Raw genomic sequence first — 25,659 nt, 5'->3', positions numbered from 1 at the left:
CACGACTCGTCGCAGTTTCGGGACCCCGCAACGGGGTTCCATTTCGGCGTCCCGAAATTGAACACCCACCATGGAAACCCATAGCTGAACACCATAACTTCAAGGGTGACATAGCCGTTGACCAGCCAAAACATGTCCTATGGTGGATTCATCGCGGGTTTGGTGACCTATCCCGCGAGTGGTGGAAGACCGGGGGACCGTGCCTCCCAGCGACCCAATGCGGTCCCCCGGCACCGGAAGTGTCGGGAATCCGACAATCTCTAATGGAGGAAGCGATGTCGTATCCGAGTACTCGCCCGAGAACCGCGCCGGCGCCGGACCCGTTGGAGCGCGGGAGATTCAGCGACGGTGCGCACCGCTACACCGTCTACGCCTCAAGCGCGGATGCACCGGACTCGTTCCAGGTGTGCGCCGACGACAACCGAGCCGACCTGGTCCTGATCGTCTCGGGCCTCACCTCGCAGAACCTCCACGCCACTTGGGGAGACGAGTGGCGCAGCCGTTCGGCGGAGTGGCGCGAGTGGGCCCGTGACGCAGCGTTCCAGGTCTTCCACAACGGAAGCAACCCGAACCCGGCCCGAACGAGGCAGTGCAATGGGTAACGGCGTGCGCCCCGACAAGGACCCGTACAACTTCCGCTCCGACGGCAAGCCCGGCGTCGACGGCTACCTCGGCGACTTCCGGCGCGGCCCAGCGGTCTTCACGCTCTACTCGCTCGGCTCGGAACCCGGCCGCACGCCCAAGATCATCGACTACCTCCTAGACGTCGACGACGGCGCAGGCGCCCGCGAGTGCTGCCGCTTCACCGACGACCCCGAGGACGTCCCCGAATGGGCGACCGCCTGGCGCCGCGACCCGTGGTGCCCCTGGATCCTCGAACAGTGCCGAGCGCTCATCGTCGAACCCGACACCGCTTAACCCCCAAAGCCGCCCGGCGGCCCGGCGACTGAACCTCGGGCGGGCCACCGGGCTTCCAGGGCCGGCCGATCTTGGTGGAGATCGGCCGGCCTCCTGCTGTAGGCGTGGCTCCGCCGCGCGATGTCACCAGGCGATCCGGTGAGCGGCGGCGCGGGACTTGCACTCCGCCAACGAGTTCCGTACGCTGTCGCTCCCCTACGGTGAGGTACCCCCATGGCATCGACCGGTCTACAGGCGGCATTGGACACGGCCGATGCGGCGACAGCAGAGGCCCGCGGCGCCGAGAGCCAGCTAGCCGACGTGTACGCGGCGCTGCAAGCGGTGCTCGCGGACTCCGCCGACGACGATGCGCACATCGGTCTCGCATCGCTGGTTGAGGCGCAACGCCAGCTCGCCGAAGCGGTCGCCGCGATCGGCGCGGGCTTCGACCTGTTGAAGGAGTACGCCGACTACATCGGGCGGGGCAACGACTCGGCGCCAGGCCAGCACGATGGAGGCGGACAACTGCCCGTCGCGGCGGCGTTCAATCCCCGCAAGTTCGACGCGACCAAGCTCGCGGGCCTGCGTCGGTACAGCGAGGCAGGCACCGCAGAGGGAAGGCTCTATCGCGAGGATGGCGCGCCGCACTCAGACCGTGTACTGCGGGCGCGCCCGCCTGGCTCATCCCCGTTTCCGCCTGCGAGTGTGCGCGAGCGCTACCGGAATACGACACCGAACCGCGGGCATATCGAGGGCGAAGTGGCCGCGACGATGCACCGTGAGCGGATGCGGGAGACGACGCTCTACCTCAACGCCGAACCCTGCGACAATCTCGGGCGAGGCTGCAAGGAGAACACCCACGCGTTCCTGCCCGAGGGAAGCGTGCTCAACATCTGGGCTGTGAACGACGACGGCTCGCGAGTATTCAAGCGGATCAACGGAACAGGAGATGCGATCGATGGGACGGGCGGTCACGCGGGACCCGGAGCTGATGGCGGAGCTGGTGAGCAAGTACATGGACGAGGCGATGCCGGACCCGGACCTGTATGAGTACGCCCGCGCTCGGGGTGTCGAAGTTCCCGCCGACATCGACCAGCGGGACAAGCGGAGCCTGTTCTCGGTCCGCTTCCCGCCGGGCTCGGACGTCGGCGTACTCGAATGGGACTGGTGGGCCGACGAACCGGACACCCCGGAAACCGACGCCACCGGCGACGACCCGACTTGGAGCGGCCCCGACCCACGGGCATCGGCTTAACTCCGGGCGCACGCCTCGGAGCCGACGTTTCATGTCCTCCGCGAGGCCGCCGCCGTGACGGCGAGGGCGGCGGCGCCCATCGCTACGCCGATCCAGATGGGGGCGGTGAGGCCCCAGTGGGCGTCGATGGCGAGGCCGCCGAACCAGGCGGAGAGGGCGATGCCGACGTTGAAGGCGGCGGCGTTGACCGAGGAGGCGAGCGAGGGGGCGCCTTCGGCGGCGTCGAGGACGCGGGTCTGGAGGACCGGGACCATCGCGAACCCGGCGGCGCCAAGGACGAAGACCATGATCGCGGCCGGGACCGGCGAGTGGACGGCGAACGCGAAGACGACGAGCGCGGCCGTGGCGGCGGCGAGCGTGCCGTAGAGGGCGGGCATGACGGCGCGGTCCGCGAGTCGCCCGCCGAGGAGGTTCCCGGCGGTGAGGCCCACGCCGAACAGGAGCATCAGCCAAGGGACCGTAGAGGTTTCGAAGCCGGAGACGCGGGTGAGCAGCGGCTCCAGGAAGGTGATCGCGGCGTAGGCGGCGCCCCAGCCGAGCATCGTGATCGTCAGGACCAGCCACACCTGCGGGCGGCGGAAGACCGCGAGCTCGCCCCGCAGGCCCTCCCCCTTGTCGTTCGCGCGCGCGGGCACGAACAGGAGGATCGCGGCGAGCGACGCGGCGCCGATGGCGACGATCGCCCAGAACGCGGCGCGCCAGCCGAGCTGCTGGCCGAGGGCGGTGCCGAAGGGCACGCCGACGACGTTGGCGAGCGTCAGGCCGGTCATCATGAGCGCGATGGCGCGCGAGCGCTTCTCGGGCGCGACGAGGCTCGCGGCCATGATCGGGCCGATGCCCATGAACGCGCCGTGGCACAGCGCCGAGACGACGCGCCCGGTCATGAGCTGGCCGTAGGTGACCGCGACGGCGGCGAGCACGTTCCCGGCGATGAACAGGGCCATGAGGATCACGAGCATCGTCTTGCGGGGCAGGTTCGCACCGATGGCGGTCATGATCGGGGCGCCGATCGCGACCGAGGCGGCGTAGCCGGTGACGAGGAGGCCGGCGGTGGAGATCGAGACGTGGAGGTCCTCGCCGAGCGGCCCGAGGAGGCCGACCACGACGAACTCGGTGAGGCCGATGCCGAAGGCGCCCAGGGCGAGCGCGCCGAGGGCGAGCACGCGGCGGCGCTTGGTCTCGCGGTGGGCCGGGCGGGCCGGGGCGGTGGTGGTCGGCACGGGGTTCCTTCCGGGGCGGGTGCGCGGCCCCGGGGACGAGACGAGGTGTCCCCGGGGCGCCGCCGCCCAGTATTCCCCGCCGCCGGTAATTAGTCCAGTGGTTTGTCCAACCATCTCAAAAACTCACTCAGTACGCATCGAGGCCGGAATGTGCGTGCCGCGCTGAGCAGGGCCGTCGTAGGCTCGGTGCACCGCAGAAGGAGGCACCGCCATCAGCGATTCACCGTTGAACCTGAACGTCGACTGGCACGCGGGCTGGCCCTCGGCCAAGCACGACCCCGCTCCCGAGATCCAGGTCCACGCCGCCGAGCCCCGCACGGTCATCATGCGGCAGAACATGTCCGTCAACTTCGAGGCCCCGTTCATGTTCCTGCTCTTCGGGAACGACCGGGCGCTCCTGGTGGACACCGGCGCGACCCCCGAGGCCGTCTACTTCCCCTTGCGCCGCACCGTCGACGCGCTCATCGACGCCTTCCTCGCCGATCATCCGAACCCCGAGTACGAGCTGGTCGTGGCCCACACGCACGGGCATGGCGACCACAAGGCCGCCGACGCCCAGTTCGCGGACCGCGAGCGCACCACGGTCGTCGGCCCGGACCTCGACGAGGTCGTCGCGCACTACGGCTTCGACGACTGGCCGCTCACTCCGCGGGAGCTCGACCTCGGCGGCCGCACCGTCGATGTCATCCCCGGGCCCGGCCACCACCGCTCGGCCACCGTCTTCTACGACCGGGCCACCCGCGTGCTGCTCACCGGCGACACGTTCTACCCGGGCCGCCTGTACGTGCAGGACTGGGAGGCGTTCGAGAGCACAGTGGACACACTGGTGGCGTGGTGCGAGGCGCACCCGGTGTCGCACCTGCTCGGCTGCCACGTCGAGATGTCCACGCGCCCAGGCGTCTCGTACCCGCGCGGGTGGACCTACCAGCCCGACGAGGCGCCGCTGCCGATGACCGTCGCGCAGCTCCGCGAGCTCCAGCGGGTCGTGAAGGCGCTCGACGGCGCGCCCGGCGAGCACGTCTTCGACGACTTCGAGGTGTGGTGGAAGGGCGAGTGACGGGGTCTTAGGACCTGCGGTGCAGGGGGAACCGGGACGCGGGACCGATGGCGGGCACCGGTCCCGTTCCTAGCCTTGGGCGGGCGCGGACCGACCGGTCCGGGCGGACCCGAGGAGGAGAACATGACCATCCTGGTCACCGGTGCGACGGGCAATGTCGGCCGCCACCTGGTCGAGCGGCTGGCCGCGGCCGGGCATCCGGTGCGGGCGCTCACGCGCGACCCGGCGAAGGCGCGGTTCCCCGCGGGCGTCGAGGCGGTCGCGGGCGACTTCACGGACCTCGCGGGGATGGAGCGGGCGCTCGACGGGGCGACCGGGCTGCACCTGATGACGACGTTCGGGCCGAAGAACGAGACCGTGCCGCACAGCGCGCAGCTCGCGTCGGCCGCGATCGCGGCCGGGGTGAAGCGGGTGTCGCTGCTGTGGAACGGGTACCGCGGGCCGGTCGAGGAGGCGTTCGCGGCGTTGAACCCGGTGGAGCTCCAGCCCGGCGAGTTCATGTCGAACGCGCTCACGTGGGCCGAGGAGATCCGCGAGCACGGCGCCGTCAACGAACCCTTCGCCCACATCGGGCACGCGCCGGTCCACGAGGCCGACATCGCGGCCGTCGCCGCCCTCGCCCTGACCACCGACGACCTTGCGGGGCGGCAGATCCCGCTCACCGGGCCCGGGGTCGTGACGGTGCCCGACCAGGTCGCGTCGATCGCCATCGCGAGCGGCCGCGACATCCGCTTCACCGCGCTCGACGAGGACCAGGGACGCCTGCGGATGCAGGCCCTCGGCTACGACGAGGGCGCCATCGACTACGTCATGGGCTGGCGCGCCGACCCGCCCGAGTGGACGCTGCGCGCCTCCGACACGGTCGAGCGCCTCACCGGCCGGCCCGCGAGGACCTTCGACGACTGGGCCCGCGAGCACGCCGACGCCTTCCGCTAGCCCCCGGCCGGGACGGCACTTCCCGGGACCGGACGGCGGAGCGGCCCGCAGACATCGGTCTGCGGGCCGCTTTTCTCCTGTCTTCGGTTGCGCTACAGGTTCTTCGCGCCCTGGGCGATGGCGTCGGCGATCGGCGTGGTCGGGCGGCCGATGAGGCGGGACAGGTCGCCGCTGGTGCCGGCGAGGAGGCCGCGCGAGATGGCGTCGTCGATGCCGGCGATGACCGGGGCGAGCGTCGGCGGCAGGCCCACGCTTTCGAGGATGCCGCGGTGGGCCTCCGGCGTGACGCGGTTGACCGGGAACTCCTTGCCGATCACGCGCGAGACCTCGGCCGCGAACTCCTCCAAGGACCAGGCCTCGTCGCCGCTCAGCTCGTACTCGGCGCCCTCGTGGCCCTCGCCGGTGAGCACCGCGACCCCGGCCGCCGCGTAGTCCGCACGCGCGGCCGACGCGACGCGCGAGCCCTCGGCGGCGCTGGTGAGCAGGCCGCCGTTCGCCACGGACTGGCCGAGCGCCTCGGTGTAGACCTCGTGGTACCAGCCGTTGCGCAGCAGCGCGTACGGGACGCCGGAGTCGATGAGGTACCGCTCGGTGATCTGGTGCTCGCGGGCCAGCTCGAAGTCGGCAGCCGGGCCGCCGAGGACGCTCGTGTACGCCAGGAGCGCCACACCCGCGGCCTTCGCGGCGTCGATGACCGCCTTGTGCTGCGGCACCCGCTGCCCGACCTCGCTGCCGGAGACGAAGAGGACCCGGTCCCCCTCGCGGAACGCGTCCTTGAGCGAGGCGGAGTCGCTGTAGTCGCCCTTGCGGACCTCCACGCCCAGCTCGCCGAAGCGGGCGGCCTTGGCCGGGTCGCGGACGACGACGGCGATCTGCTCCACGGGGACCTGGTTGACGAGGCCCTCGACCGCGAGGGTCCCGAACTTGCCGGTGGCACCGGTCACGACGTACATGTGCTGCTCCTTCAATGTCGGTTGCGACGATCATTTCACTTTCTAAATGAAAGCACAATCAAAACGAAAGTACTATCGCGGAGGTAACATGAACGGATGACCACCCGGCCCGTCCCGCACGTCCTCAGCGAGTTCCAAGACCTCAGCGACCGCCCCGACCTCGGCGAGTTCCAGGTCCTCGCCGAGGACTGCCCGTCGCGGCCGGTCCTCGACCACGTCACGGGCCGCTGGGGCACGCTCATTGTGCTGTCGCTCCACGACGGCCCGCGGCGGTTCAGCGAGATCCGGCGCGCGGTCGGCGGCATCAACGACAAGGCCCTCGCGCAGGGCCTGCGCCACCTCGAACGCGACGGCCTGGTGCTGCGCGAGCCCTCCGAGGGCTTCCCCTCCCGCGTCGAGTACCGCCTCACCGAGGTCGGCGCCGGCATGGAGGCGCGGCTGCGCGAGATGGTGTCGTACCTGTACGCGAACATGGGCGAGGTCCTCCAGGCCCAGGCCGGGTACGACGCCGCACGCCCCGGGGCCGCGGAAGGCGCAGTGTCCTAACGGTTCGCCCGAACTGCGCGAAACCGCAGGTAGAAACGGAATAGACCCCTAGACTCGGGCCATGGCTAGCGCGCGGGCCACGTTCCTGGGAGGACTGCGTCCGGCCACGGCAATCCCGCTGTGGGTCCGGCTGCTGCCGCTCGTCGCCCTCTTCGGCGCCTCGTTCTTCATGCTCTTCCGGCCCGACCCGCTCCACGCCGGGATCGCGATGGCCGTCGTCCCCGTGCTCGCCGCGTTCGTGCTCGGCCCGGTCTGGACCGGGTTCATCGCGGCCTTCGCGCTCATCGTCGTGGCCGCCCCGATCCCGGTCGCGCGCCATTTCGAGGCCGACGACATCGTCGTCGTCGGCATCGTCTTCGCCACGGCCGTGGGCATCTCCTGGATCCGCCAGCGCTTCGAGAAGGGCCTGGTCACCGTGCTCTCGGTCTCGGAGGCCGCGCAGCGCGCGGTCCTGCCGGACCTGCCCGAGCGGGTCGGGGACCTCGCGTGCGCGGGGCTGTACCACTCGGCGCAGCAGGGCGCGAGCATCGGCGGGGACCTGTTCGACGTGCGGCCGAGCCCGTACGGGACCCGGCTGATCCTCGGCGACGTGCAGGGGCACGGCCTCGACGTGGTCGGCGCGGCGTCGATGCTCCTGTCGGTGTTCCATGAGGCGATCCTCGACGAGGAGGATCTCGGCGGGGTGGCGTGGCGGATGGAGCGGCGCATCCTGGAGGACGGCGCGCACGGGTACATCCCGGAGCTGTTCGCGTCGGTGCTGCTCGCGGAGTTCTCGGAGGAGTGCGACGAGGTGCGGCTGCTGTCGTGCGGGCATCCGCTGCCGCTGCTGCTGCGCGGGGAGCGGGTCGAGGAGGTGGACCTGAAGACCGCGCCGGTGCTGGGGCTGCGGCTGGCCGAGCCGGTGCGGCACCGCGCCTCGGCGGCGGTGCCGTTCGAGATCGACGCGACGCTGCTGGCGTTCTCTGACGGCCTGGTGGAGGCGCGGGACTCCGACGGGCATTACTACCCGCTGGCGGAGCATCTCGACGGCCTGGTGACGCCGTCGCCGCGGTCGCTGGTGGAGTTCGTGTGGGAGGACGCGTCGCGGTTCGCCTCGCGGATGGACGACGACGTGTCGATCCTGGCGGTGACGCGGGTGTACGGGAGCGGTCCCGCGGACGAGTTTTTCAATCGGTTATACGAAGGGTGTTTACAACCGTTCGGTTCTGTGTGAATATCCAAATGATTCGATTGCGACCCCCCGAAGGAGACGACGATGTCATCCCCCCGTCCCCCGCGTGCGCAGCGCTTGCGCCGCAACGGCTTCCGACGCGGCATCGCCGCCGTCGGCGCCGCCGGGCTCGCGGCGGCGGTCGCCGCGCCGAGCCTGCCGGTGCTCACCGCCAGCGCCGAGGAGGCCGCCGCGGACGCGGTCACGGTCGTCCTCGACCCGTCGTACCAGCAGGCGGCGTTCGAGGGCTGGGGCACCAGCCTCGTGTGGTTCGCGAACGCCACCGGCGGCTACCCCGACGAGATCCGGAACGAGCTGGCGGAGATGGTCTTCGGCGAGGACGGCCTCAACCTGAACATCGCCAGGTACAACATCGGCGGCGGCAACGCCCCGAACATCGACAACGAGTACCTGCGCGGCGGGGCCTCCGCGGTCCCCGGCTGGTGGGCCGCCCCCGAGGGCACCACCCAGGCCGACAAGGACTGGTGGGACCCGGAGAACCCCGAGCACTGGAACTGGGACGCCGACGCGAATCAGCGGTGGTGGATCGACGCGGTCAAGGACGACGTCACCCACTGGGAGGCGTTCTCGAACTCGCCGCCGTACTTCCAGACCGTCTCCGGGTACGTCTCGGGCGGGTTCGACGCGAACCAGGACCAGATCCGCACCGACACCGTGGACGAGTTCGCGCTCTACCTGACCGAGGTCATGGAGCGCGTCGAGGCCGAGCACGGCATCGAGTTCGACACCGTCGACCCGCTGAACGAGCCGAACACGAACTACTGGGGCACCCAGCTCGGCCCGGACGGCGTGCAGCCCACGGGCGGGCGCCAGGAGGGCGCGCACGCCGGGCCCGAGCTCCAGCAGCTCGTCATCAACGCGCTCGCCGAGCAGCTGTCGGAGTCCGAGCTCGACGCGGTCGTCTCGGCGATGGACGAGACGAATCCGGGCACGTTCGTGCGCAACTGGAACGCGTACACGGAGGAGTCGCGGGCGAACGTCGAGCAGATGAACGTCCACACCTACGGCACCGGGCAGCGCACGAGCGCCCGCGACCTCGCGAAGGCCGCGGACAAGCCGCTGTGGATGAGCGAGGTCGAGGGGTCGTGGACCTCCGGCCAGGACTACACGTCGATGGAGAACGGGATCGGGATCGCCTCGCGGATCACCGACGACCTGCGGGAGCTGGAGCCCACGGCGTGGGTGCTGTGGCAACCGGTCGAGGACGTCGCCGCGGGCCACAGCTGGGGCTCGATCCAGCTGCCGTTCGACTGCACCGCCGAGGACACGCTGGAGACGTGCCCGATCAAGGTGAACACGAAGTACTACACGATCCAGAACTTCACGCACTACATCGAGCCGGGCGACCACGTGATCGCCACCGACAACGCGGCCACTACCGCGGCGGTCGAGGCGGACGGCAGCGGCGCGAACGTGGTGTACACCAACAGCACCGACGCGGACATGGAGATCACGCTCGACCTGTCGAACTTCGAGCGGATCGCGCGCGGCGCCTCGGTGACCCCGGTGGTCACCAGCGCCGACGGCGCGCTCGTCGAGGGCGACGCGGTGCGGGTGCGCGGCGGCGAGGCGACGCTGACGGTCCCGGCGAAGTCGGTGACGACGTTCGTGGTCGAGGGCGTCTCGGGCGTCGACTGCGACGCGGCGCTGTTCCAGGACGGGCACGTGTACCGCTTCGACGGCGTGCAGAGCGGCAAGTCGATCGCGCCGAACGCGGACGGCACCGGGATCGTCATCGAGACCGACGATGAGTACGACGGCGAGCAGCTGTGGGAGGTCGAGCGGCTCACCGACGGGTACTCGAACCGCGAGCGGTACGCGATCGTCAACGCGGCCACGGGGGCGCGGCTGGCGATCGGCGATGGGCTCGCGGTGCTGGAGTCCGGTGACGGGGAGCCGTCGGAGGCGGCGACGTGGTACCTGTCGACCACCGGCGACGGCACGTACGTGCCCGTGAACGTGGGGACGGGCCTGGTCCTGGACGTGTGGGGCGAGGCGACCGCCGACGGGTCGCCGGTGCAGACGTACACGCCGACCTCGGCGGCCAATCAGCGCTGGGGCGTGGTGGACGAGACCGTGCTGCGGGCGCAGCAGGTGAGCGCGTACACCGTGCCGGGCTTCGTGCCGGTCCTGCCGGAGACGGTGCCGGGCGTGTACCGCGACGGCGTGCGCGGGGCGCTCCCCGTCGAGTGGGACATGCCGCGCGAGTCCACGTGGAACCGGGTGAAGACGGTGACGGTGTTCGGCGAGGCGGTCGACGCGCTCGGGAACACGTTCCGCGCCAAGGCGAAGGTCAGCGTCGACACGTTCTCGGAGACGGCTCCGGCGTCGGCGAAGACGTACCCGGGGTATGTGCCGCCGCTGCCGGAGACGGTGACGGCGCTGGGCGACCACGGGACCGAGGCCGCGGTGCCGGTGACGTGGGAGGAGCCCGCGGAGGGCGCGTTCGACGACTACGGGACCGTGCGGATCGAGGGCACCGCGGTGCTCGTCGACGGCACGGAGCTGCCCGCGGTGGTCGACGTGGAGGTGACCGACCCGGTGGAGGCGAACGCGGCGCTCGCCGACGGGACTGCGATCACCGCGACGTACACCGAGCCGGGCTATTCCACTGCGGCCCTGCGCAACGGGGTCCTCACGGACAAGGCCTGGTCGAACTGGAAGTCCGGGCCGTTCAACACCGAGGACGCGATCACGGTGGAGCTGCCGGAGGCGCGGGACGTGACCCGGGTCGTCTCCTACTTCTGGAGCGACGGCGGCCGTCCGTCCTATGCGGACACGCTGACGGTGCAGTACCGCGACGCCGACGGGAACTGGGTCGACGCGGGATTCGTCGACGTGCCGACCGACGAGGTCCCGGTGATCGACGTGGAGGTGAACGCGAAGACGTCCGCCGTGCGGGTGGTCATGACCGCCGGTTCCGGCGGGACCGCGGGGTGGATCATCCTGAGCGAGATCGAGGTCTACGCGAAGGCCCCGGCCGCTTAGGCGGACGGGTGGGAAACGGGCGGGGCCCGCATCGCAGGTCGGCGATGCGGGCCCCGGCTCGTTCGGGACCGTCAGGCGCCCACGGCGTCCGAGAGCGCGGTCAGGCGGTCGAGCTCGTCCTGCGAGAGGTCGAGTTCCGCGGAGGCGAGCAGCGGGGCGAGCTGGGCGAGTTCGCGGGCGCCCGCGATCGGGGCGGCGATGCCGGGGCGGGTGCGGACCCAGGCGAGGGCGACCGTGCCGATGGCGACGCCGCGGTCCTCGGCGATGTCGGCGAGGCCGTCGATGACCGCGAGCCCGGCCGGGTTCAGGTGCTTGGCGGCCGAGCCGCCGCGGACGCTCTGCTCCAGGTCGGCCTCGGTGCGGTACTTGCCGGTGAGGAAGCCGCTCGCGAGCGCGTGGTAGGGGAAGACGCTGAGGTCCTCGGCGACCGCGATGTCGCGCAGGGCCGGCTCGAACGTGGCGCGGCTGACGAGGCTGTACTTAGGCTGCAACGCGACCGGGCGGGCCGCGCCGGTGCGCTCGGCGATGTCGAGCCATTCGCGCAGGCGCTCGGGGCTGTAGTTGGAGACGGCGACGTGCCGGACCTTCCCCTCGGTGACGAGCGCGTCGAACGCGGCGACGGTCTCTTCGAGCGGCGTCTCGGCGTCGTCGAAGTGCGCGTAGTAGACGTCGATCGCCTCAGATTGGAGGCGCTGGAGCGAGGCGTCGGCGGCGGCCTTGACGGTCGCGGCCGACAGGCCCTTGAACTCCGGGTGCTGCGAGACCTTCGTGGCGATCATGAGCCGTCCGGGGTGCTTGGCGACCCAGGAGCCGATGACGGTCTCGGACTCCCCGCCGCTGTTGCCGGGGGCCCACGCCGAGTACGAGTCGGCGGTGTCGACGAGGGTCCCGCCCGCGTCGGCGAAGGCGTCGAGGATGCGGTGGGCCTCCGCCTCGTCCGTGGTCCAGCCGAACGTGTTGGTGCCCAGGACGAGCGGGTAGACGTCGATTCCGGTCCTGCCGAGCTTGGTCATGGCGTGCCCTCCGTGGGTCCGTTCCCGGGGCGCGCGCTGCACCCCTCCGAATTTCCGAAGCGATCCTTTCACACACCCCGGGAACACCGCACGCGAATACGGACGCCTGTGCGGTCCGTCGGCGGGGGCCTAGTTCGCCTGCGTCGTCGGCATGATCGTCAGCCGCTCGATGTTGACGCGGGCGGGCAGCGCGGCCAGATGCGCGACCGCCTCGGCGACGTCGGCGGGTTCGAGGACCTCCATCGTCTTGAACGTCTCGTCGAGCCACGCGGTCGCGTCGGGCTCGGTGACGTGGCCCTGGAGCTCGGTGCGGACGATCCCCGGCTCCACGACCGCGACGCGCACGCCCTGCGAGCCGAGCTCGATGCGCAGGTTGCGGGAGTAGTGGGTGACGAACGCCTTGGTGCCGCAGTAGACCTCGAACGTGGGGAACAGGTTCTGCGCCCCGATCGAGGAGGTGTTCACCAGGTCCGCGACGCCCTTGTCGGCGGCGGCCTTGCGCAGCTGCGGGACGAACGCGGCGACGGTGTTAAGGAGCCCGCCGATGTTCAGGTCCACCTGCTGATTCCACAGGTCGGCGCGCACGTCCGCGATCTTCGAGGGCAGCATGACGCCGGCGTTGTTGAACAGGAGGTCGACGGTGCCGAACCCGGCCTCGATCCGGGCCGCGGCGGACTGGACCGCTTCGGCGTCGGTGACGTCGACCGGGACGGCGAGCGCGGTGCCGCCGTTCGCTTCGATGCGCCCGGTGAGCGCGGCGAGGCGGTCGGCGCGGCGAGCCAGGACGGCGACCTTCGCGCCCCGCTGGGCGAGCAGCTCGGCGGCGGCCTCGCCGAGGCCGCTGGAGGCCCCGGTGACGACGGCGACGCGGCCCGCAAGGGGCAGAACGGTGTTCACAGTAGACATGTCGTGATCCTTCGGTGCGTTCGGTTTCCAGGCGGTCCGGCCGCCCTGCAATCGAGTACAGCACCGGAAACGGGCCCGAAGCGCCGCTAGAAATCCCCTCCCGCGACTGGTACCGCCAGTACCAGTCAGGCGCCGCCCGGGGCCGGTCCGGCGGGGCAGAATTGGGGCCATGGACCAGCGCACCGAGATCTCGGACTTCCTGCGGAGCCGCCGCGCCCGCGTGCACCCGCAGGACGCGGGCGTGCCCGACGACGGCCGCGTGCGGCGCGTCCCGGGCCTGCGCCGCGACGAGGTCGCGCGGCTGGCGAACATGAGCGTCGAGTACTACACGCGCCTGGAGCAGGGCCGGGCCGGCAACCCCTCCCCCGAGGTGCTCGACGCGCTCGCCGAGGCGCTGCGCCTCGACGCCTCCGAACGCGAGCACCTCAAGGACCTCGCGGGCCGCCGCGCCCCCAGGCGGCGCGGGCCGCTCGCCGCGCAGCGCGTCCGCCCGGGCCTGCTGCTGACGCTCCAGAGCCTCGAATCGGTGCCCGCGTTCATCATCGGCAGGCGCACCGACGTGCTCGCGGTCAACCGGCTCGCGAAGGCCGTCATGACCGACTTCGACGCGCTCCCGGCGAAGCGGCGCAACCTCGCGCGCTGGTACCTGCTCGATCCCGAAGCGCGCGAACGGGTCGTGGACTGGGAGACCGTCGCGCGCGACTCGGTCGCGGTGCTCCGCTTCGACGCCGGGCGCCACCCGGACGACCGCCAGCTCGCCGACCTCGTGGGCGAGCTGACCCTCGGCTGCCCGGAGTTCAGCGGCTGGTGGAACGACCACCAGGTGCTGCGCCGCACCCACGGGCGCAAGGCGTACCGGCACCCCGTCGCGGGCGAGATCGAGTTCGCGTACGAGTCGCTCGAATTCCCCGACGACCCCGACCAGACGCTGTGCGTCTACAACGTCGAACCGGACTCGCCCAGCGCGCAGGCGCTGCGCCTGCTCGACTCCTGGACGGCCCCCGCCGCCCCGCACACTGGGCGCTGACCCGGAGACATAGAGTGTGATCTATCACCTCCTTCGCCGGAATTGCCCGCACTGGTTATGATTCACGGCCATGACGTACATCTTCGACGTGTGGACCTGGGGCCGTGAGGGAAACACGCTCGACGGGACGCTCACGAGCCTCATCGGCGATGGCGTCCGGCTCGGCGACGGCCCCGACCACGGCACCGGGTTCGGGCTCAAACTGCTCATGGACGCCTGGTTCCAGGGCTTCGGCGCCACCGACATCGACCCCGGCACCGCCGCGGAGTTCGCGGAGTGCTTCGAACTCATCCTCGGCAAGCGCGTGTGGATCGACGACGAGGGCTTCGTGCTCGACCACCGCACCAAGGAGCCCGTGGTCCCGAAGGTCAACGCCTACAGCGCGTACGAGGGCCAGCTCGACGGCGGCCGGGGCACCTCCGACGGGCACGCGTACCTGCTGACCAAGCCGAGGGGCGAGGAGTTCCGGCGCCGCGCCGACGCCGTCATCGCCTCGTTCGCGGTCGACCCGGAGGCGGACGGCGACCAGGCCGGGTTCACCATCCGCGTCACCGACCCGAAGTACTTGGCGCACATGGCGAGCCACATCAGCTTCCGGACCGCGTTCACCGGCGCCGAGTGACCCGGAAGGTGGAAATGCGCTCGGAAGGCGCCGCGGCCGCCGGTAGCATCCCCGGGATGGACGCCTGGGCATGGGACGAGACGCTCTTCGCGGGCGCCGCCGCGCACTACGGGACCGGCCGGATGCCCTACCCGCCGGGCCTGGCCGACGCCGTGCGCGACGCGCTCGGCCTCGACGGGACCGGGCGGCTCCTCGACGTCGGCTGCGGTCCCGGCTCGCTGACCGTGCTCCTCGCGCCCCTGTTCGCCGAGGCCGTGGGCGTCGACGCCGACCCCGGCATGATCGCCGAAGCGCGGCTCAAGGCGCCGGGCCTCGACTGGCGCCGCATGCGCGCCGAGGAGCTCCCCGGCGGGCTCGGGACGTTCCGGGTCGTCGCGTTCGCGCAGTCCTTCCACTGGATGGAGCAGGACCTTGTGGCCGAGCGCGTGCGCGGCATGATCTGTCCCGCGGGCGCGTGGGTCCACATCGGAGCGACCACGCACCGCGGCGTCGACACCGCCGAGCCGCTGCCGCTCCCGGCCCCGCCGTGGGACGCGATCGACGACCTCGTGGCCCGCTACCTGGGGCCGGTGCGCCGTGCCGGGCAGGGCCTGCTCCCCCACGGCACCAAGGGGTCCGAGGAGGAGGTCATGGCCCGCGCCGGGTACGCCGGGCCCGAGCGGATCACCGTCGACGAGGGCCGGATCGCCGAGCGCAGCGAGGACGAGATCGTGGCGGCCGTGCTCTCGCTGTCGAGCTCCGCGCCGCACCACTTCGGCCCACGGCTTCCCGTGTTCGAGGCGGACCTGCGGCTGCTGCTGCGCGACGCGGCCCCTGGCGGGCGGTTCGCCGAGCGCGTGCGCGGCGTCGAGGTCGTCATCTGGCGGCCCTAGGCGCGGCGCGATAGGGTCTCGTCCCATGGCCGAACCCCGAGACGAGACGCGGACCCGGTACGACGAGGTCGCCCAGCTCTACTACGAGACGTTCAAGGACACGCTGCGCGAGCACCCGTTCGACCGCGCGATGATCGACGCGTTCGCCGAGCGCGTCAAGGAGGGCGGCGCGCGACCTGTGGCCGACATCGGCTGCGGCCCAGGGCATATCACCGGATACCTGCACGCGCTCGGACTCGACGCGCAGGGCATCGACCTGTCGCCGGAGATGATCGCGCTCGCGCGCCGCGAGCACCCCGGGATCGCGTTCTCCCTCGGCGACATGAGCGCCCTGGACCTGCCGGACGGCGGCCTCGGCGGCGTGCTGTCGCGCGGCTCGATCATCCACACGCCGCCCGAGGAGATCGGCCCGGTGTTCGCCGAGTTCCACCGGGTCCTCGCGCCGGGCGGGCTGCTGTCGCTCAGCTTCCAGGCCAGCGACCGCACCGACCGGCTCGCGTGGCCGTTCGACCACCGGGTGGCCCCCGCGTGGCAGTGGTCCTACCAGCGGGTCGCGGACCTGCTGCGGGACACCGGGTTCGCGGAGGTCGCGCGGCTCGTGAGCCCGCCGGAGGAGGACCCGGTGCGCGGGTTCCACTTCTGCCACCTCGTGATGCGCAAACCCGGCACCGAGAATCCGTAGGCGCGCTCCCACGCACGGGTAAATCGTGATATTTATTAGTATCGATAGATAAGCCTGTCCGCGGTCGGGTTGGGGTGAAGCGGATCCGAGCAGAGGAGTACCTGCATGGCATCCATGCCAACCCGGCCGCGGCGCCTCGCCGCGGCCGTCGCACTGTCGGCGGCGGTCGCCGCCGCGACGCTGGGGATCGTGACGGCGGGCCCGGCGCACGCCGTCGGCTGCCAAGCGCTCGACTACAAGGTGGTGAGCGACTGGGGCTCCGGCCACCAGGCCGCCGTCTCGCTCACCGCCGAAGACGGCGCCGTGGACGGCTGGGACATCGAGTTCCAGCTCAAGCCCGGCGCGCAGGTGCAGAGCGCCTGGAACGTCTCCTGGTCCCAGTCCGGCACCACGTTCACCGGCTCCGACGTCGGCTGGAACGCCGCCGTCGGCGCCGGGCAGACCCGCGAGCTGTTCGGCCTCGTCGTCTCCGGCTCGGGCGCCTCCCCGACCGCGTTCACGCTCAACGGGGTCGAGTGCGGCACCGTGGAGCAGCCGACGGACACCCCGAGTGAGACCGAGTCGCCCACCGACGACCCGACCGACGATCCGACTGACGACCCGACCGATCCGCCGGACCCGGGCGACTGCCCGGCCGGGGCCGTCTGCGACGGCTTCGAGGACCAGACCGGGACCGTCCCGGGCGGCGCGTGGAGCGTCGGCGCCCAGGACTGCACCGGCACCGGCACCGCCACTGTGGACACGACGGTGGCGAACGGCGGCGGGAAGTCGGTGCGCGTCAACGGCGGCGCGACGTACTGCAACCACGTGTTCGTCGGCCGCTCGCTGCCCGCCGACGCCGAGTGGTTCCGGGTGTACATGCGGCACACCACGGCCCAGCCGCCGAACCACACCACGATGATCGCCATGCAGGACCGCAACGACAACAACGCGGACCTGCGCCTGGGCGGCCAGAACTCAAAGCTCCAGTGGAACCGCGAGTCCGACGACGCGACCCTGCCCGCCCAGAGCCCCGCCGGGGTCGCGCTCAGCGCGTCCTTCCCGGTGGACACCTGGGTGTGCGTGGAGTACCAGATCAGCGGCGGCAACCTCGCGACCTGGGTCGACGGCCAGGCCGTCACCGGGCTCACCGTCGACGGCACCCCCACCCACGACGTGGACGAGCAGTGGCTCTCCAAGCCCGGCTGGAACCCCGACCTCGCGGACCTGCGGCTCGGCTGGGAGAGCTACGGGAACGACGCCGACACCGTCTGGTACGACGACGTCGCCTTCGGGCCGAGCCGGATCGGCTGCTGAACCGGGCGCCGCCCCGCCGCGAGCGGCGGGGCGGCGCTCACCGCTTCCGGAGCCAGGGCGCGAGCTGCGCTGCGCCCCAGGCGGCTTCGACGGCCAGGAACCCCCACAGGAGGTCCGGGCCCCCGTGGGCCAGCGCGTAGGCCATCCAGAGCGAGAACAGGACGCGCGCGGCGCCGTCGAACAGGCCGTGGACGCGCTGCGGGCGCAGCAGCCGCAGCAGCGACCACACGACGACGACCGAGCCCATGAGGTTCGCGTACAGCACCTGCATCGGGTCGAGGGCGGGGAACGCGGCGAGGCCGAGTGCGCCGCTGAGGCCGTCCAGACCGGCGTGGACCAGGGCGAGCGTCCACGGCGTGGCGAACCCGGCGGTGACGACGAGGTCGTAGACGGCGCTCGCGCGGACCACGGTGAGGTAGGAGTGCCGTTGCGGCGCGGCGGTGTCGAGGACAGCGGACATGGAAGTGCTCCGTTCGTTCGGGTCGGGCTACCGTAAACGGTGGAGTGCACTCCAATGTCAAGTCGCGAGGGAGGGTCCGTGCGGATCGGTGCGTTGTCGGAGCGGTCGGGGCTGAGCCGGGACGCGATCCGGTTCTACGAGAGGATCGGGCTGGTCGAGTCGCACCGGTCCCCCAACGGCTACCGGGACTTCCCCGAGGAGGCCGTGCCGTGGCTCGACTACGTGCGCACGGCGCAGCGCCTCGGATTCACGCTCGCCGAGATCGGTCGGCACGGCGAGGAGCTGCGCGGCGCGCCCGACACGGCGGCGGCGCTCTCGGCGCTGTTCGCCGAGCGGATCACCGCCGTGGACGCGAAGATCGCGGAGCTGACGGCGCTCCGCGCGGAGCTGGCCGCGAGGGCGGACACCGGGTGCCCGCTGGAGCCGGACCGGGTCGGTCGACCCGGCTTCAAGCGACAGTGAGGACGGTCTTGCCGCGGGAGCGGCCGGCCTTGAGGCGGTCGAGCGCGGCGGCGGCCTCTTCAAGGGGCGCTTCGTGGTCGATGAGGAACCGGATCTGTCCCCTCTGGACCGACTCGGCGAGGGACGCGAGCGTGCCGGGCCGGGCGTTGGCGTAGAGGTTCGAGCCGCGCAGGCCCTTCGCCGCGAAGGCGTCGGCGTCGACGGCGCCGTTGGAGGAGACGATCGCGCCGTTCGGCTTGAGCAGCAGGGCGATCGGCTCGATGTCGGCGGGCCCGGAGACGAGGTCGACGACCGCGTCGATGCCGTCGGGGTGGGCGGCGCGGACCTGGTCGGCGGTGGGGCCCGCGGTGAAGTCGACGGTCTCGGCGGCGCCGAGGTCGCGCAGGAGGGCCGCGGTGTCGGGGTCGGTGGTGGCGATGACGCGGATGCCCTGGGCGGCGGCGAGCTGCACGGCCGCCTGGCCGACGCCGCCGGACGCGCCGTTGACGAGGAGCGTCTGCCCGGGCCCGGCGCCGGTGCCCTCGACGAAGTCGTGGGCGGCGGCCCCGGCGGTGGGGATGGCCGCGGCCGTCGCGAAGTCGAGCTTGTCGGGGAGGCGGGCGAGCTTGGCGGCCTTGGTGATCGCGTACTCGGCGTACGAGCCGCGGCCGAGCTTCACGTCCATGAACTGCCCGAACACGCGGTCGCCGGGCTCGAAGCGGGCGTCCTCCAGGCCGGGTTCCCCGGCGCTCACGACGGTCCCGGCCCCGTCGGAGCCTAGGACGAGCGGGAACTCGTGGTGCACGGACCCGCGCATGGCGCCCTCGACGACCTTCCAGTCGAAGGGGTTGACGCCCGCGGCCGCGATCTTGACGAGCACCTCCCCCGGACCGGGCTCGGGGACGGGCAGGTCCGCGAGGGTCGGCTCGGTGTGGAAGTCGGTGGCGACGACGGCGCGCATAAGGGGTCCCTTCGGTCCTGACCGGCGGACGCCCGGCTGCGCCCGGCCTGAATCTACACCGGTGCGTACCCGGCTGGCGCGGTTCGAATGCGCCGGGCCCGTATTACCATCCCTAACCCCCACCCACCCCGGGGAAGATAGCGGCGATCCTTCCGCGCGGGTCCGACAGAAACCAGGCCCGCCGGGCCGCCCGTCCCCCGAACGAGGGACGGGAGTGAGACGGGAACGACACCGGCGCAACGGGATCGAGTCGCACTAATCGGGGCGTTTCGCCAGCGCACAAGGGCCTTGTACGCTTCACCGTGGACACGGCACCCCCCTCCGCGCCGCGGCCTGCGCGCGGCGCGTCCGCTCCTGCCCTCGACCCCTCCGGAGGTGCCCCATGCGCGCTTGGATGGACCGCGGCGTGCTGCGCGGCCGGATCCACGGGCGTTCGCTCCTGGTGCTCGTCGTCGTGGCGGCGCTGGTGTCCGTGGCGGCGGTGTGGCAGTTCGGGGCGCTGCGCGACGAGCACGACCCGGACCTGGCCGAGGCCGACACGCCCGGGGGTCCGCAGTTCACGGCCGCCGCGGAGACGACGAGCGCGAGCGCCCCGGCGACGTCCCCGGAGTCGCCCGAGTCGTCCGCGGCGTCCCCGAGCGGTGATCCGACGACCTCCGCCGCTGCCGCCGCGACCTCGGCGAGCGCGGCGGACGCCGGGCCGGAGTGCACGGCGTCGCTGTCGCTCGACACCGAGTGGTCGTCGTCGATCTCGGTGGCGGTGTCGGTGGCGAACACCGGGGCCGAGCCGATCGACGGCTGGGAGGTCCTGCTCGCCCTGGACGGCATGGAGGTGACCGCGGCGTGGGGGCTGGAGCACCTCGAAGGGGACCGCTACGGCGACATCATGTTCAACGCCGCCATCGCGCCCGGCGAGAGCGTCGATCCGAGCTTCTCGGCCGATGTCGAGGACGGCTGGGTGCTGCCCGAGACCGTCCCCTGCACCCCGGCCTGAACCCCGTCAGGACCCGGTGCGGATCTCGACCTCGTGGAGGACGGGGAAGTTCACCGACTTGGCGATGAAGCAGTCGCGGTTGGCGTCGTGGTGGAGTGCGGCGGCGCGCTCGGCGTCGGCGGGGTCGGCGATGGTGACGACCGGATGGAGCACCACCTCGGTGAAGCGGCCGCTGTTGCCCTTCTCCTCGGTCATGGTCCCCGCGGCGGCGTCGGTGTAGGCGGTGACGACGATGCGCTCGCGCGCGCACAGCGCGAAGTAGGTGAGCATGTGGCATTCGGAGAGCGCGGCGACGAGCAGCTCCTCGGGGTTCCAGCGCTCCTTCTGGCCGAGGAACGCCGGGTCGGCGCTGCCGCGGATGAGGGGCTTGCCGGGGGCGGTGATGTCGTGGTCGCGTCCGTAGTCGAAGTACTTGGCGGTCCCGTTGCCGGTGTTGCCGGTCCATTCGACGGTGACCTCGTAGTGGTGCTCGCGGCCGCTCATGGCGTGCTCCTTCCGTTGCGGTGAGCCGAATCGTATCCGGGGCGCGGGCGGGCGCGGCGGGTCATTCCCCGGCGAGGACGACGGTCTCGCGGTCGGGGGCCGCGTCCGGGAGCTTGTCCCACCAGTGGTGGTGGCGGCGGTAGACGTCGCTTTCGCGGTCGGCGAGGAGCGCGGCGAGGCCCTTGGCCTCCTCGGCGAGGGCGGCCCAGACGTCCTCGGGGAGGGGGTGGAAGGCGGTGGCCTCGATGGCGCCGTCGACGGTGCGCCAGACGCCTGCGGCGAGGCCGTCGACGAGGAGCATCGGGAGGACGTCGCCGTTGTTGCGGATCAGGGTGGTGCGGTACTCGGGCGGAACGGTGCGGGCGCGGTCGTGGAACGCGAGGAACACGTTGTCCCACATGGCCATCAGGCGCGGCGGGGCCGGGACGTCCTCGTCGGGGAGCGCGGCGCCGGGCAGGTCGTAGAGGACTTCGCCGTTCGGGCCCTGGTGGAGTTCGAGGTCGAGGGGCACGAGGGCCTTCTTGACGCGGCCGCGCTGGACCATGGCGAACTGGGCGACGTCGGCGACGGAGACGGGCCCGAAGCCTTCGATGTGCCGCAGGATGAGGGCGGCGAGTCCGGCTTCGGCGGCCTCGTCGTCGCGGAGGGCGGGCTTGTCGGGGGCGGCGGTGTACTCGACCTTGTCGGTGAAGCCCCAGGGTCCGGCGCCGGGGGCGCGCAGGAGGGGCGCGTACTGGCGGATGCCGGGCCACACGGCCTTGGCGGTGGCGGCGTCGAGGCGGTCGGCGAGCCAGGCCTCGCATTCGCGGGCGGTGCGGACCTCGCCGGCGGCGAACAGGGCCTCGTAGAGCGCTTCCGACAGCTCGTACGCCTCGGTGCCGGTGATCCCGGCGGCGGCGATGCGGCCGCCGAGCTTCGCGGCGTACAGGGACGGCTCGGTGGCTTCGCGGAAGGTGCGGTACTCGTCGGCGGCGACGGTGTGCAAGGTCATGCGCACGGGGTTGCCGCGCAGGACCCGGCCCTCCTTGTAGGCGGCGTCGAGGTCGGCGGGGTCGAACCCGGCGACGCGGTTCCACAGGCCGATGTACCCGGAGACGGGCGACTGGGTCTGGAGGGCGACGGCGCCGCGCACCGCGGACTCGACGTCGGCCTCGGCGCGGTGCAGGAGGGACTGGCGGTCGAGCGTGGCGCGGTTCAACCGCCGGGTCGTGAGCTGCATGGTCAGAGGCTAGCCGGAGGGACCGACAGGAAAACCTGTGCGCGGCCCGGGTCCGGGACCGGACCCTGGCCGGTCCGGTCCCGCGCGGGGTCACATCGTGGCGACGTAGGCCGAGCAGGAGTCGAGGAGCATCTGGCTGCCCTCCTTGGCCATGTCGTGCTCCTCCTGCGTGGAGCAGGTCTGGGAGATCACGAGGCGGGTGCGGCCTTCGCCCAGGTCGGTGAGGTCGAGGCGCATGACCTCTTCGCCGCCGGGGATGTCCATGCCCATGACGAGCAGTTCGTTCTCGACGACCTCGATGTAGCGGCCGGTGATCGGGAACTCCTGGCCGTCGGGGGTGACGACGACCGAGGTGTACTTGCCGCCCGGGGTCGCGTCGAGCTCGACCGAGCCGGGCTTGGAGTAGCTCCACTTCTCGTAGTGGTCGTTCTCGGTCCAGGCCCGCCAGACGGTGGCGACGGGGACGTCGACCTCGCCGGTGAGCGTGTAGGGGAAGCCGGTGGTGTTCTCGTTGGCGGTCATCTCGATCCTCCGTGTTCGGGGTTGTCGGTGTCTGCACGTGTAGACGCGGCGGGCCGCGGGGATTCATCGCGTCCTTCGGATGTTTCCAGGTTTTCTTTCGGCGGACCGGGGAACGGCGCCATCGGCGCCGGTCTGGGAGAATCGGCCGATGGACGCCGAACTCACCGTGACCGGATCCGACGACCCCCGTGGGGAACTGGTGCTGCTGCGGAAGTGGCTGAACCGCGACGACGACTACCGGGGGCGGGTCGACTTCAAACCGGCCGAACCCCAGGAGGGCGAACTCGGCGCGGGCACGGACATCCTCCTCGCGGCCATCGCCGCGGGGGGCCTGGACGCGCTCGGGCGGACGATCAGCGTGTGGATCCAATCCCGCCGCTCGGAGATCGAGGTCGAGGTGAGCGCCGCCGACGGCTCGCGCGTGCGGATCACCGCGAAGGGCCCGATCGCGAAATCGGTCGCGAAGCGACTCGACCTGGGAGAGTAGCGGTGCGCCTGCCCGACGGCGCGCGGTCGCGCGCCCTGCTCATCGGCACGACCTCGTACCGGCACCTGAAGCGCGTCGAAGCCGCGAGGAACAACGTGGAGGCCATGCGGGAGGCCCTGGCCCGGGACGCCGGGATCACCGGCGGCGACTGCTTGACGCTGACCGACCCGGACAGCCTGGCCGAGGTCGGCGCGGCCGTGGAGCGGGCCGCGAAGGAGGCCGAGGACCTCCTGCTCGTGTACTACAGCGGGCACGGGCTCGTCGACGACGAGGGCATGCTGCACCTGACGATGACGGGGACGTCCGACGCGCTGCTGCCGTGGAGCGGCATCCCGTTCCGGCTCTTGAACAAGGCGGTCCAGTACTCGCGCGCCGCAATGAAAGTGGTCATCCTCGACACCTGCTACTCGGGCATCGCGATCGAGCCGCTGCTCGGGGACGACCTCACCGGGCAGCTGCGGATCAAGGGCAACTTCACGCTCACCTCCTCCCCCGCGAACTCGCCTTCGTACGCGTTCGAGGGGCTGCGGCACACCGCGTTCACCGAACTGCTGCTCGACGTGCTCAAGGAGGGCGTGGCCGACGCCGGGGAGCTGCTGACGCTCAACGACATCTACAAGGAGCTGCTGCGCCGCACCCACGCGCGCGGCCTCCCCGAGCCGCAGAAGTGCGGCACGCACATCGCCGCCGAGTCGCTCGCGCTGGCGCCGAACCGGCACGAGGGCCCGCCGCGGAAGGTCCCGGCCGCAATGCCGGAACCGCCTGCGCGCCAGGCCGTCCCGGCGCCCGCGCCGTCCACGGAGGCGGTGGTCACCGCCGACGAGGTCCGCGGCGTGAAGTTCACGGCCGTGCAGCTCGCCGAGGGCTACGACCAGGACGAGGTGGACGCGTTCCTCGACCGCGTGGTCCTCGCCCTCGTCGAACCCCCGACCGGCCCCCAGCGCCTCACCGCCGACGACGTGCGCTCCTCGATGTTCACCTCCACGCGCCTGCGCGAAGGCTACGAGGTCAAGGAGGTCGACGCGTTCCTCGACCGCATCGAAGCCGAATTCGAACGCCGCCAAGCGGTCGCGGCCCGCAGGCCCTAGGCTTCGAGCGCGGCGACCATGGCGGCGACGCGGGCGCGGACCCGCTCGGGGTCGGCCGCGGGGAGCACCGGCGAGCCGACGACGGCGCGCATGACGCCCATGCCGAGCAGGAGCGCGCCGACGAGCTCGGCGCGCAGCGCCGCGTCCTCGCCGTCGAAGCGGGCGGCCAGGTCCGCGAGGTAGCCGTTGCAGACCTCCTCGTGGAGGCGGGCGCGGACCTCGGGGCGCCCGGCCGAGCGGAGCATGAGCAGCAGCGGGTGCTCGCCGTCGTTCTCGGCGGGGTCGCCGAGGACGACCGCTTGCACGAGCGCGTCGGTGAACTCCACCGGCCCGGCCGCCCGCTCTCCCAGCCCTGCGGGCACTTCGGTGGCGAGGGCCGCGTCGAAGAGGTCCTGCTTGGAACCGAAGTAGCGGAAGATCAGCGTCGCGTCGACTCCGGCGTCGGCGGCGATCTCGCGCACCCCGGTGCCGTCGAAGCCGTGCTCGGCGAAGCGGCGGCGGGCGGCGTCGAGGAGGGCGGAGCGGGTGGCCGCGCGGTCGCGGCGCTTGGGCGCGTTCATGAAGTCAGCATAAGTCATCATGTGTTGACATATCGCGGCGCCCGGTCTAGCCTTGTCATCGATCGATGACTTACGACGAGAGGCGGCACCCCCGTGCGCACCTACCTGATCACCGGCGGCACCGACGGCATGGGCCGCGGCCTGGGCCTGCACTTCCTGGAGCGCGGCGACCGCGTCATCGCCGTCGCCAGCGGCGAGGCGAAGGGCCGGGCCTTCACCGAGGCGGCCGCGCGGCTCGGCGCCGCCGACCGGGCCCGCTTCCTGCGGGCGGACCTGAGCACGGTCGCCGGGATGCACGCGGTCACCGCCGAGATCGAGTCCTCAGTGGATTCCTTGGACGGGGTGGTGTTCGCGACGCAGCGGTTCCAGCAGCGGCGCGTCCTCACCGCCGACGGACTGGAGTACACGTTCGCGCTGTCCTACCTGAGCCGCTTCGTGATCGGCCACGGACTCGTCCCGCTCCTCGACCGCGCCGAGGCGCCCGTGGTCTTCAACCTCGGTGCGCCCGGCGGGTTCCCCGGGCGGATCTTCTGGGACGACATCTCGTTCGAGCGCGAGCCGTACAAGGGCATGAAGGCCGCGACGCAGGCGTCCCGCTCCATCGACCTCCTCGCCGTCGACTTCCCGCGGCGCCACCCGGACACGCGCGCCAAGTACGTCGTCTACAACCCGATGTTCGTCAAGACCGGCATGGCCGACCCGCTCCCCCAGCCGAAGCGGGCCTTCACCAACGCCATGGCCGCCCTCTTCGCCCAGCGCGTCGCGAAGGCGATCGTCCCCATGGCCGCCCTCATCGACGGCCCGCCCGCCGCCCCCGTCACCGCCTGGCGCCGCACCACCCCGCTCCCCTTGACCGGCAAGGACTTCGACCCGGACGCAGCAGACCGCCTCCACCGGCTCACGGAAGCGATCCTGGAGCGGGTGGAGGCGGCGAGGGATTGAG

Annotated in this window: 29 protein-coding genes; 19 read left to right on the top strand and 10 right to left on the bottom strand. The window is 71.8% G+C overall.

Going from position 1 to position 25,659, the window contains the following annotated elements:
* Nucleotides 1-275 precede the first annotated feature (275 nt).
* From WA640_RS08010 to WA640_RS07995, 4 genes are all read left to right on the top strand, one after another.
* A complete protein-coding gene (locus WA640_RS08010) occupies nt 276-602 on the top strand; it encodes a hypothetical protein (RefSeq protein ID WP_335987064.1) in 327 nt (108 codons plus the stop codon).
* Entirely contained in the window at nt 595-918 is a 324-nt protein-coding gene (locus tag WA640_RS08005) for a hypothetical protein (RefSeq protein WP_335987062.1), read from the top strand. Before WA640_RS08010 ends, WA640_RS08005 begins: the two co-directional genes overlap by 8 nt.
* Before the next feature lie 213 nt (nt 919-1,131).
* Nucleotides 1,132-1,947, top strand: coding sequence for a DddA-like double-stranded DNA deaminase toxin (locus tag WA640_RS08000; RefSeq protein ID WP_335987060.1), 816 nt, complete (start codon nt 1,132-1,134; stop codon nt 1,945-1,947).
* Nucleotides 1,901-2,152 (top strand): hypothetical protein, encoded by a 252-nt coding sequence (locus tag WA640_RS07995; protein WP_335987058.1) that lies wholly within the window; start codon nt 1,901-1,903, stop codon nt 2,150-2,152. Before WA640_RS08000 ends, WA640_RS07995 begins: the two co-directional genes overlap by 47 nt.
* A 29-nt stretch (nt 2,153-2,181) precedes the next feature.
* Here the strand turns inward: WA640_RS07995 and WA640_RS07990 are convergent, their stop codons facing one another.
* Complete coding sequence (locus WA640_RS07990) at nt 2,182-3,372, bottom strand: MFS transporter (RefSeq protein ID WP_335987056.1); 1,191 nt, start codon at nt 3,370-3,372, stop codon at nt 2,182-2,184.
* A 226-nt stretch (nt 3,373-3,598) separates the two neighbouring features.
* On the opposite strand from WA640_RS07990, the gene WA640_RS07985 reads away from it, so the two are divergent.
* Both WA640_RS07985 and WA640_RS07980 read left to right on the top strand, forming a co-directional pair.
* Nucleotides 3,599-4,429: an MBL fold metallo-hydrolase gene (locus WA640_RS07985; protein ID WP_335987054.1), complete on the top strand. Its 831-nt coding sequence runs from the start codon at nt 3,599-3,601 to the stop codon at nt 4,427-4,429.
* Between the two features lie 123 nt (nt 4,430-4,552).
* The gene (locus tag WA640_RS07980; protein ID WP_335987052.1) at nt 4,553-5,365 is read left to right on the top strand and encodes an NmrA family NAD(P)-binding protein; all 813 of its coding nucleotides are present in this window, start codon (nt 4,553-4,555) and stop codon (nt 5,363-5,365) included.
* A gap of 92 nt (nt 5,366-5,457) precedes the next feature.
* Here WA640_RS07980 and WA640_RS07975 read toward each other — a convergent pair whose 3' ends face one another.
* Nucleotides 5,458-6,318: an SDR family oxidoreductase gene (locus WA640_RS07975; RefSeq protein ID WP_335987051.1), complete on the bottom strand. Its 861-nt coding sequence runs from the start codon at nt 6,316-6,318 to the stop codon at nt 5,458-5,460.
* Nucleotides 6,319-6,414: 96 nt separating this feature from the next.
* On the opposite strand from WA640_RS07975, the gene WA640_RS07970 reads away from it, so the two are divergent.
* From WA640_RS07970 to WA640_RS07960, 3 genes are all read left to right on the top strand, one after another.
* Nucleotides 6,415-6,864: a winged helix-turn-helix transcriptional regulator gene (locus WA640_RS07970; RefSeq protein ID WP_335987049.1), complete on the top strand. Its 450-nt coding sequence runs from the start codon at nt 6,415-6,417 to the stop codon at nt 6,862-6,864.
* Nucleotides 6,865-6,925: 61 nt separating this feature from the next.
* Nucleotides 6,926-8,077 (top strand): PP2C family protein-serine/threonine phosphatase, encoded by a 1,152-nt coding sequence (locus WA640_RS07965; protein WP_335987048.1) that lies wholly within the window; start codon nt 6,926-6,928, stop codon nt 8,075-8,077.
* Between the two features lie 42 nt (nt 8,078-8,119).
* Nucleotides 8,120-11,083, top strand: a complete 2,964-nt coding sequence (locus tag WA640_RS07960; protein ID WP_335987046.1) for a glycoside hydrolase — start codon at nt 8,120-8,122, stop codon at nt 11,081-11,083.
* Nucleotides 11,084-11,154: 71 nt separating this feature from the next.
* Here the strand turns inward: WA640_RS07960 and WA640_RS07955 are convergent, their stop codons facing one another.
* A complete protein-coding gene (locus tag WA640_RS07955) occupies nt 11,155-12,096 on the bottom strand; it encodes an aldo/keto reductase (protein WP_335987044.1) in 942 nt (313 codons plus the stop codon).
* A gap of 129 nt (nt 12,097-12,225) precedes the next feature.
* Nucleotides 12,226-13,002: an SDR family oxidoreductase gene (locus tag WA640_RS07950; RefSeq protein ID WP_335987042.1), complete on the bottom strand. Its 777-nt coding sequence runs from the start codon at nt 13,000-13,002 to the stop codon at nt 12,226-12,228.
* A gap of 169 nt (nt 13,003-13,171) precedes the next feature.
* Here WA640_RS07950 and WA640_RS07945 point away from each other — a divergent pair, with 169 nt between their 5' ends.
* From WA640_RS07945 to WA640_RS07925, 5 genes are all read left to right on the top strand, one after another.
* Nucleotides 13,172-14,029, top strand: coding sequence for a helix-turn-helix transcriptional regulator (locus tag WA640_RS07945; RefSeq protein ID WP_335987040.1), 858 nt, complete (start codon nt 13,172-13,174; stop codon nt 14,027-14,029).
* A 70-nt stretch (nt 14,030-14,099) separates the two neighbouring features.
* Nucleotides 14,100-14,651, top strand: coding sequence for a hypothetical protein (locus WA640_RS07940; RefSeq protein ID WP_335987039.1), 552 nt, complete (start codon nt 14,100-14,102; stop codon nt 14,649-14,651).
* A gap of 56 nt (nt 14,652-14,707) precedes the next feature.
* Nucleotides 14,708-15,523 (top strand): class I SAM-dependent methyltransferase, encoded by an 816-nt coding sequence (locus WA640_RS07935; RefSeq protein ID WP_335987037.1) that lies wholly within the window; start codon nt 14,708-14,710, stop codon nt 15,521-15,523.
* A gap of 25 nt (nt 15,524-15,548) precedes the next feature.
* On the top strand, nt 15,549-16,205 hold the full coding sequence (locus WA640_RS07930; protein WP_335987036.1) for a class I SAM-dependent DNA methyltransferase: 657 nt from the start codon (nt 15,549-15,551) through the stop codon (nt 16,203-16,205).
* Nucleotides 16,206-16,310: 105 nt separating this feature from the next.
* Nucleotides 16,311-17,501 (top strand): cellulose binding domain-containing protein, encoded by a 1,191-nt coding sequence (locus WA640_RS07925; RefSeq protein WP_335987035.1) that lies wholly within the window; start codon nt 16,311-16,313, stop codon nt 17,499-17,501.
* 37 nt (nt 17,502-17,538) lie between these two features.
* On the opposite strand, the gene WA640_RS07920 is transcribed toward WA640_RS07925, so the two are convergent.
* Entirely contained in the window at nt 17,539-17,961 is a 423-nt protein-coding gene (locus WA640_RS07920) for a hypothetical protein (protein WP_335987034.1), read from the bottom strand.
* Nucleotides 17,962-18,039: 78 nt separating this feature from the next.
* Between WA640_RS07920 and WA640_RS07915 the strand changes: the two genes are divergently transcribed.
* Nucleotides 18,040-18,423 (top strand): MerR family transcriptional regulator, encoded by a 384-nt coding sequence (locus WA640_RS07915; protein ID WP_335987032.1) that lies wholly within the window; start codon nt 18,040-18,042, stop codon nt 18,421-18,423.
* On the opposite strand, the gene WA640_RS07910 is transcribed toward WA640_RS07915, so the two are convergent.
* Entirely contained in the window at nt 18,410-19,363 is a 954-nt protein-coding gene (locus WA640_RS07910) for an NADP-dependent oxidoreductase (protein ID WP_335987030.1), read from the bottom strand. The genes WA640_RS07915 and WA640_RS07910 overlap by 14 nt on opposite strands.
* A gap of 382 nt (nt 19,364-19,745) precedes the next feature.
* Here WA640_RS07910 and WA640_RS07905 point away from each other — a divergent pair, with 382 nt between their 5' ends.
* Entirely contained in the window at nt 19,746-20,357 is a 612-nt protein-coding gene (locus WA640_RS07905) for a cellulose binding domain-containing protein (RefSeq protein ID WP_335987028.1), read from the top strand.
* A gap of 6 nt (nt 20,358-20,363) precedes the next feature.
* On the opposite strand, the gene WA640_RS07900 is transcribed toward WA640_RS07905, so the two are convergent.
* From WA640_RS07900 to WA640_RS07890, 3 genes are all read right to left on the bottom strand, one after another.
* Nucleotides 20,364-20,840, bottom strand: a complete 477-nt coding sequence (locus WA640_RS07900; RefSeq protein ID WP_106366551.1) for an OsmC family protein — start codon at nt 20,838-20,840, stop codon at nt 20,364-20,366.
* A gap of 61 nt (nt 20,841-20,901) precedes the next feature.
* Entirely contained in the window at nt 20,902-22,059 is a 1,158-nt protein-coding gene (locus tag WA640_RS07895) for a winged helix DNA-binding domain-containing protein (protein WP_335987026.1), read from the bottom strand.
* A 90-nt stretch (nt 22,060-22,149) separates the two neighbouring features.
* Nucleotides 22,150-22,581, bottom strand: a complete 432-nt coding sequence (locus WA640_RS07890) for an SRPBCC family protein (protein ID WP_106366549.1) — start codon at nt 22,579-22,581, stop codon at nt 22,150-22,152.
* Between the two features lie 148 nt (nt 22,582-22,729).
* Here WA640_RS07890 and WA640_RS07885 point away from each other — a divergent pair, with 148 nt between their 5' ends.
* Nucleotides 22,730-23,068 (top strand): effector-associated constant component EACC1, encoded by a 339-nt coding sequence (locus WA640_RS07885; RefSeq protein ID WP_335987025.1) that lies wholly within the window; start codon nt 22,730-22,732, stop codon nt 23,066-23,068.
* A gap of 2 nt (nt 23,069-23,070) precedes the next feature.
* The gene (locus WA640_RS07880; protein ID WP_335987024.1) at nt 23,071-24,156 is read left to right on the top strand and encodes a caspase, EACC1-associated type; all 1,086 of its coding nucleotides are present in this window, start codon (nt 23,071-23,073) and stop codon (nt 24,154-24,156) included.
* Here WA640_RS07880 and WA640_RS07875 read toward each other — a convergent pair.
* Nucleotides 24,153-24,716 carry a TetR/AcrR family transcriptional regulator gene (locus tag WA640_RS07875; protein WP_335987023.1) on the bottom strand — a complete coding sequence of 188 codons (564 nt, stop codon included), beginning with the start codon at nt 24,714-24,716 and terminating at the stop codon, nt 24,153-24,155. The two genes, WA640_RS07880 and WA640_RS07875, sit on opposite strands and share 4 nt — an antisense overlap.
* Before the next feature lie 93 nt (nt 24,717-24,809).
* On the opposite strand from WA640_RS07875, the gene WA640_RS07870 reads away from it, so the two are divergent.
* Nucleotides 24,810-25,658: an SDR family NAD(P)-dependent oxidoreductase gene (locus tag WA640_RS07870; protein ID WP_335987022.1), complete on the top strand. Its 849-nt coding sequence runs from the start codon at nt 24,810-24,812 to the stop codon at nt 25,656-25,658.
* Nucleotide 25,659: the final 1 nt, after the last annotated feature.

The sequence above is a fragment of the Glycomyces sp. MUSA5-2 genome, assembly GCF_037034145.1.
GTDB classification, from domain to species: Bacteria; Actinomycetota; Actinomycetes; order Mycobacteriales; family Micromonosporaceae; genus Glycomyces; species Glycomyces artemisiae.
The sequence above is the reverse complement of the archived record's forward strand: the minus strand, read 5'-3'. Positions and strand labels throughout refer to the sequence as shown.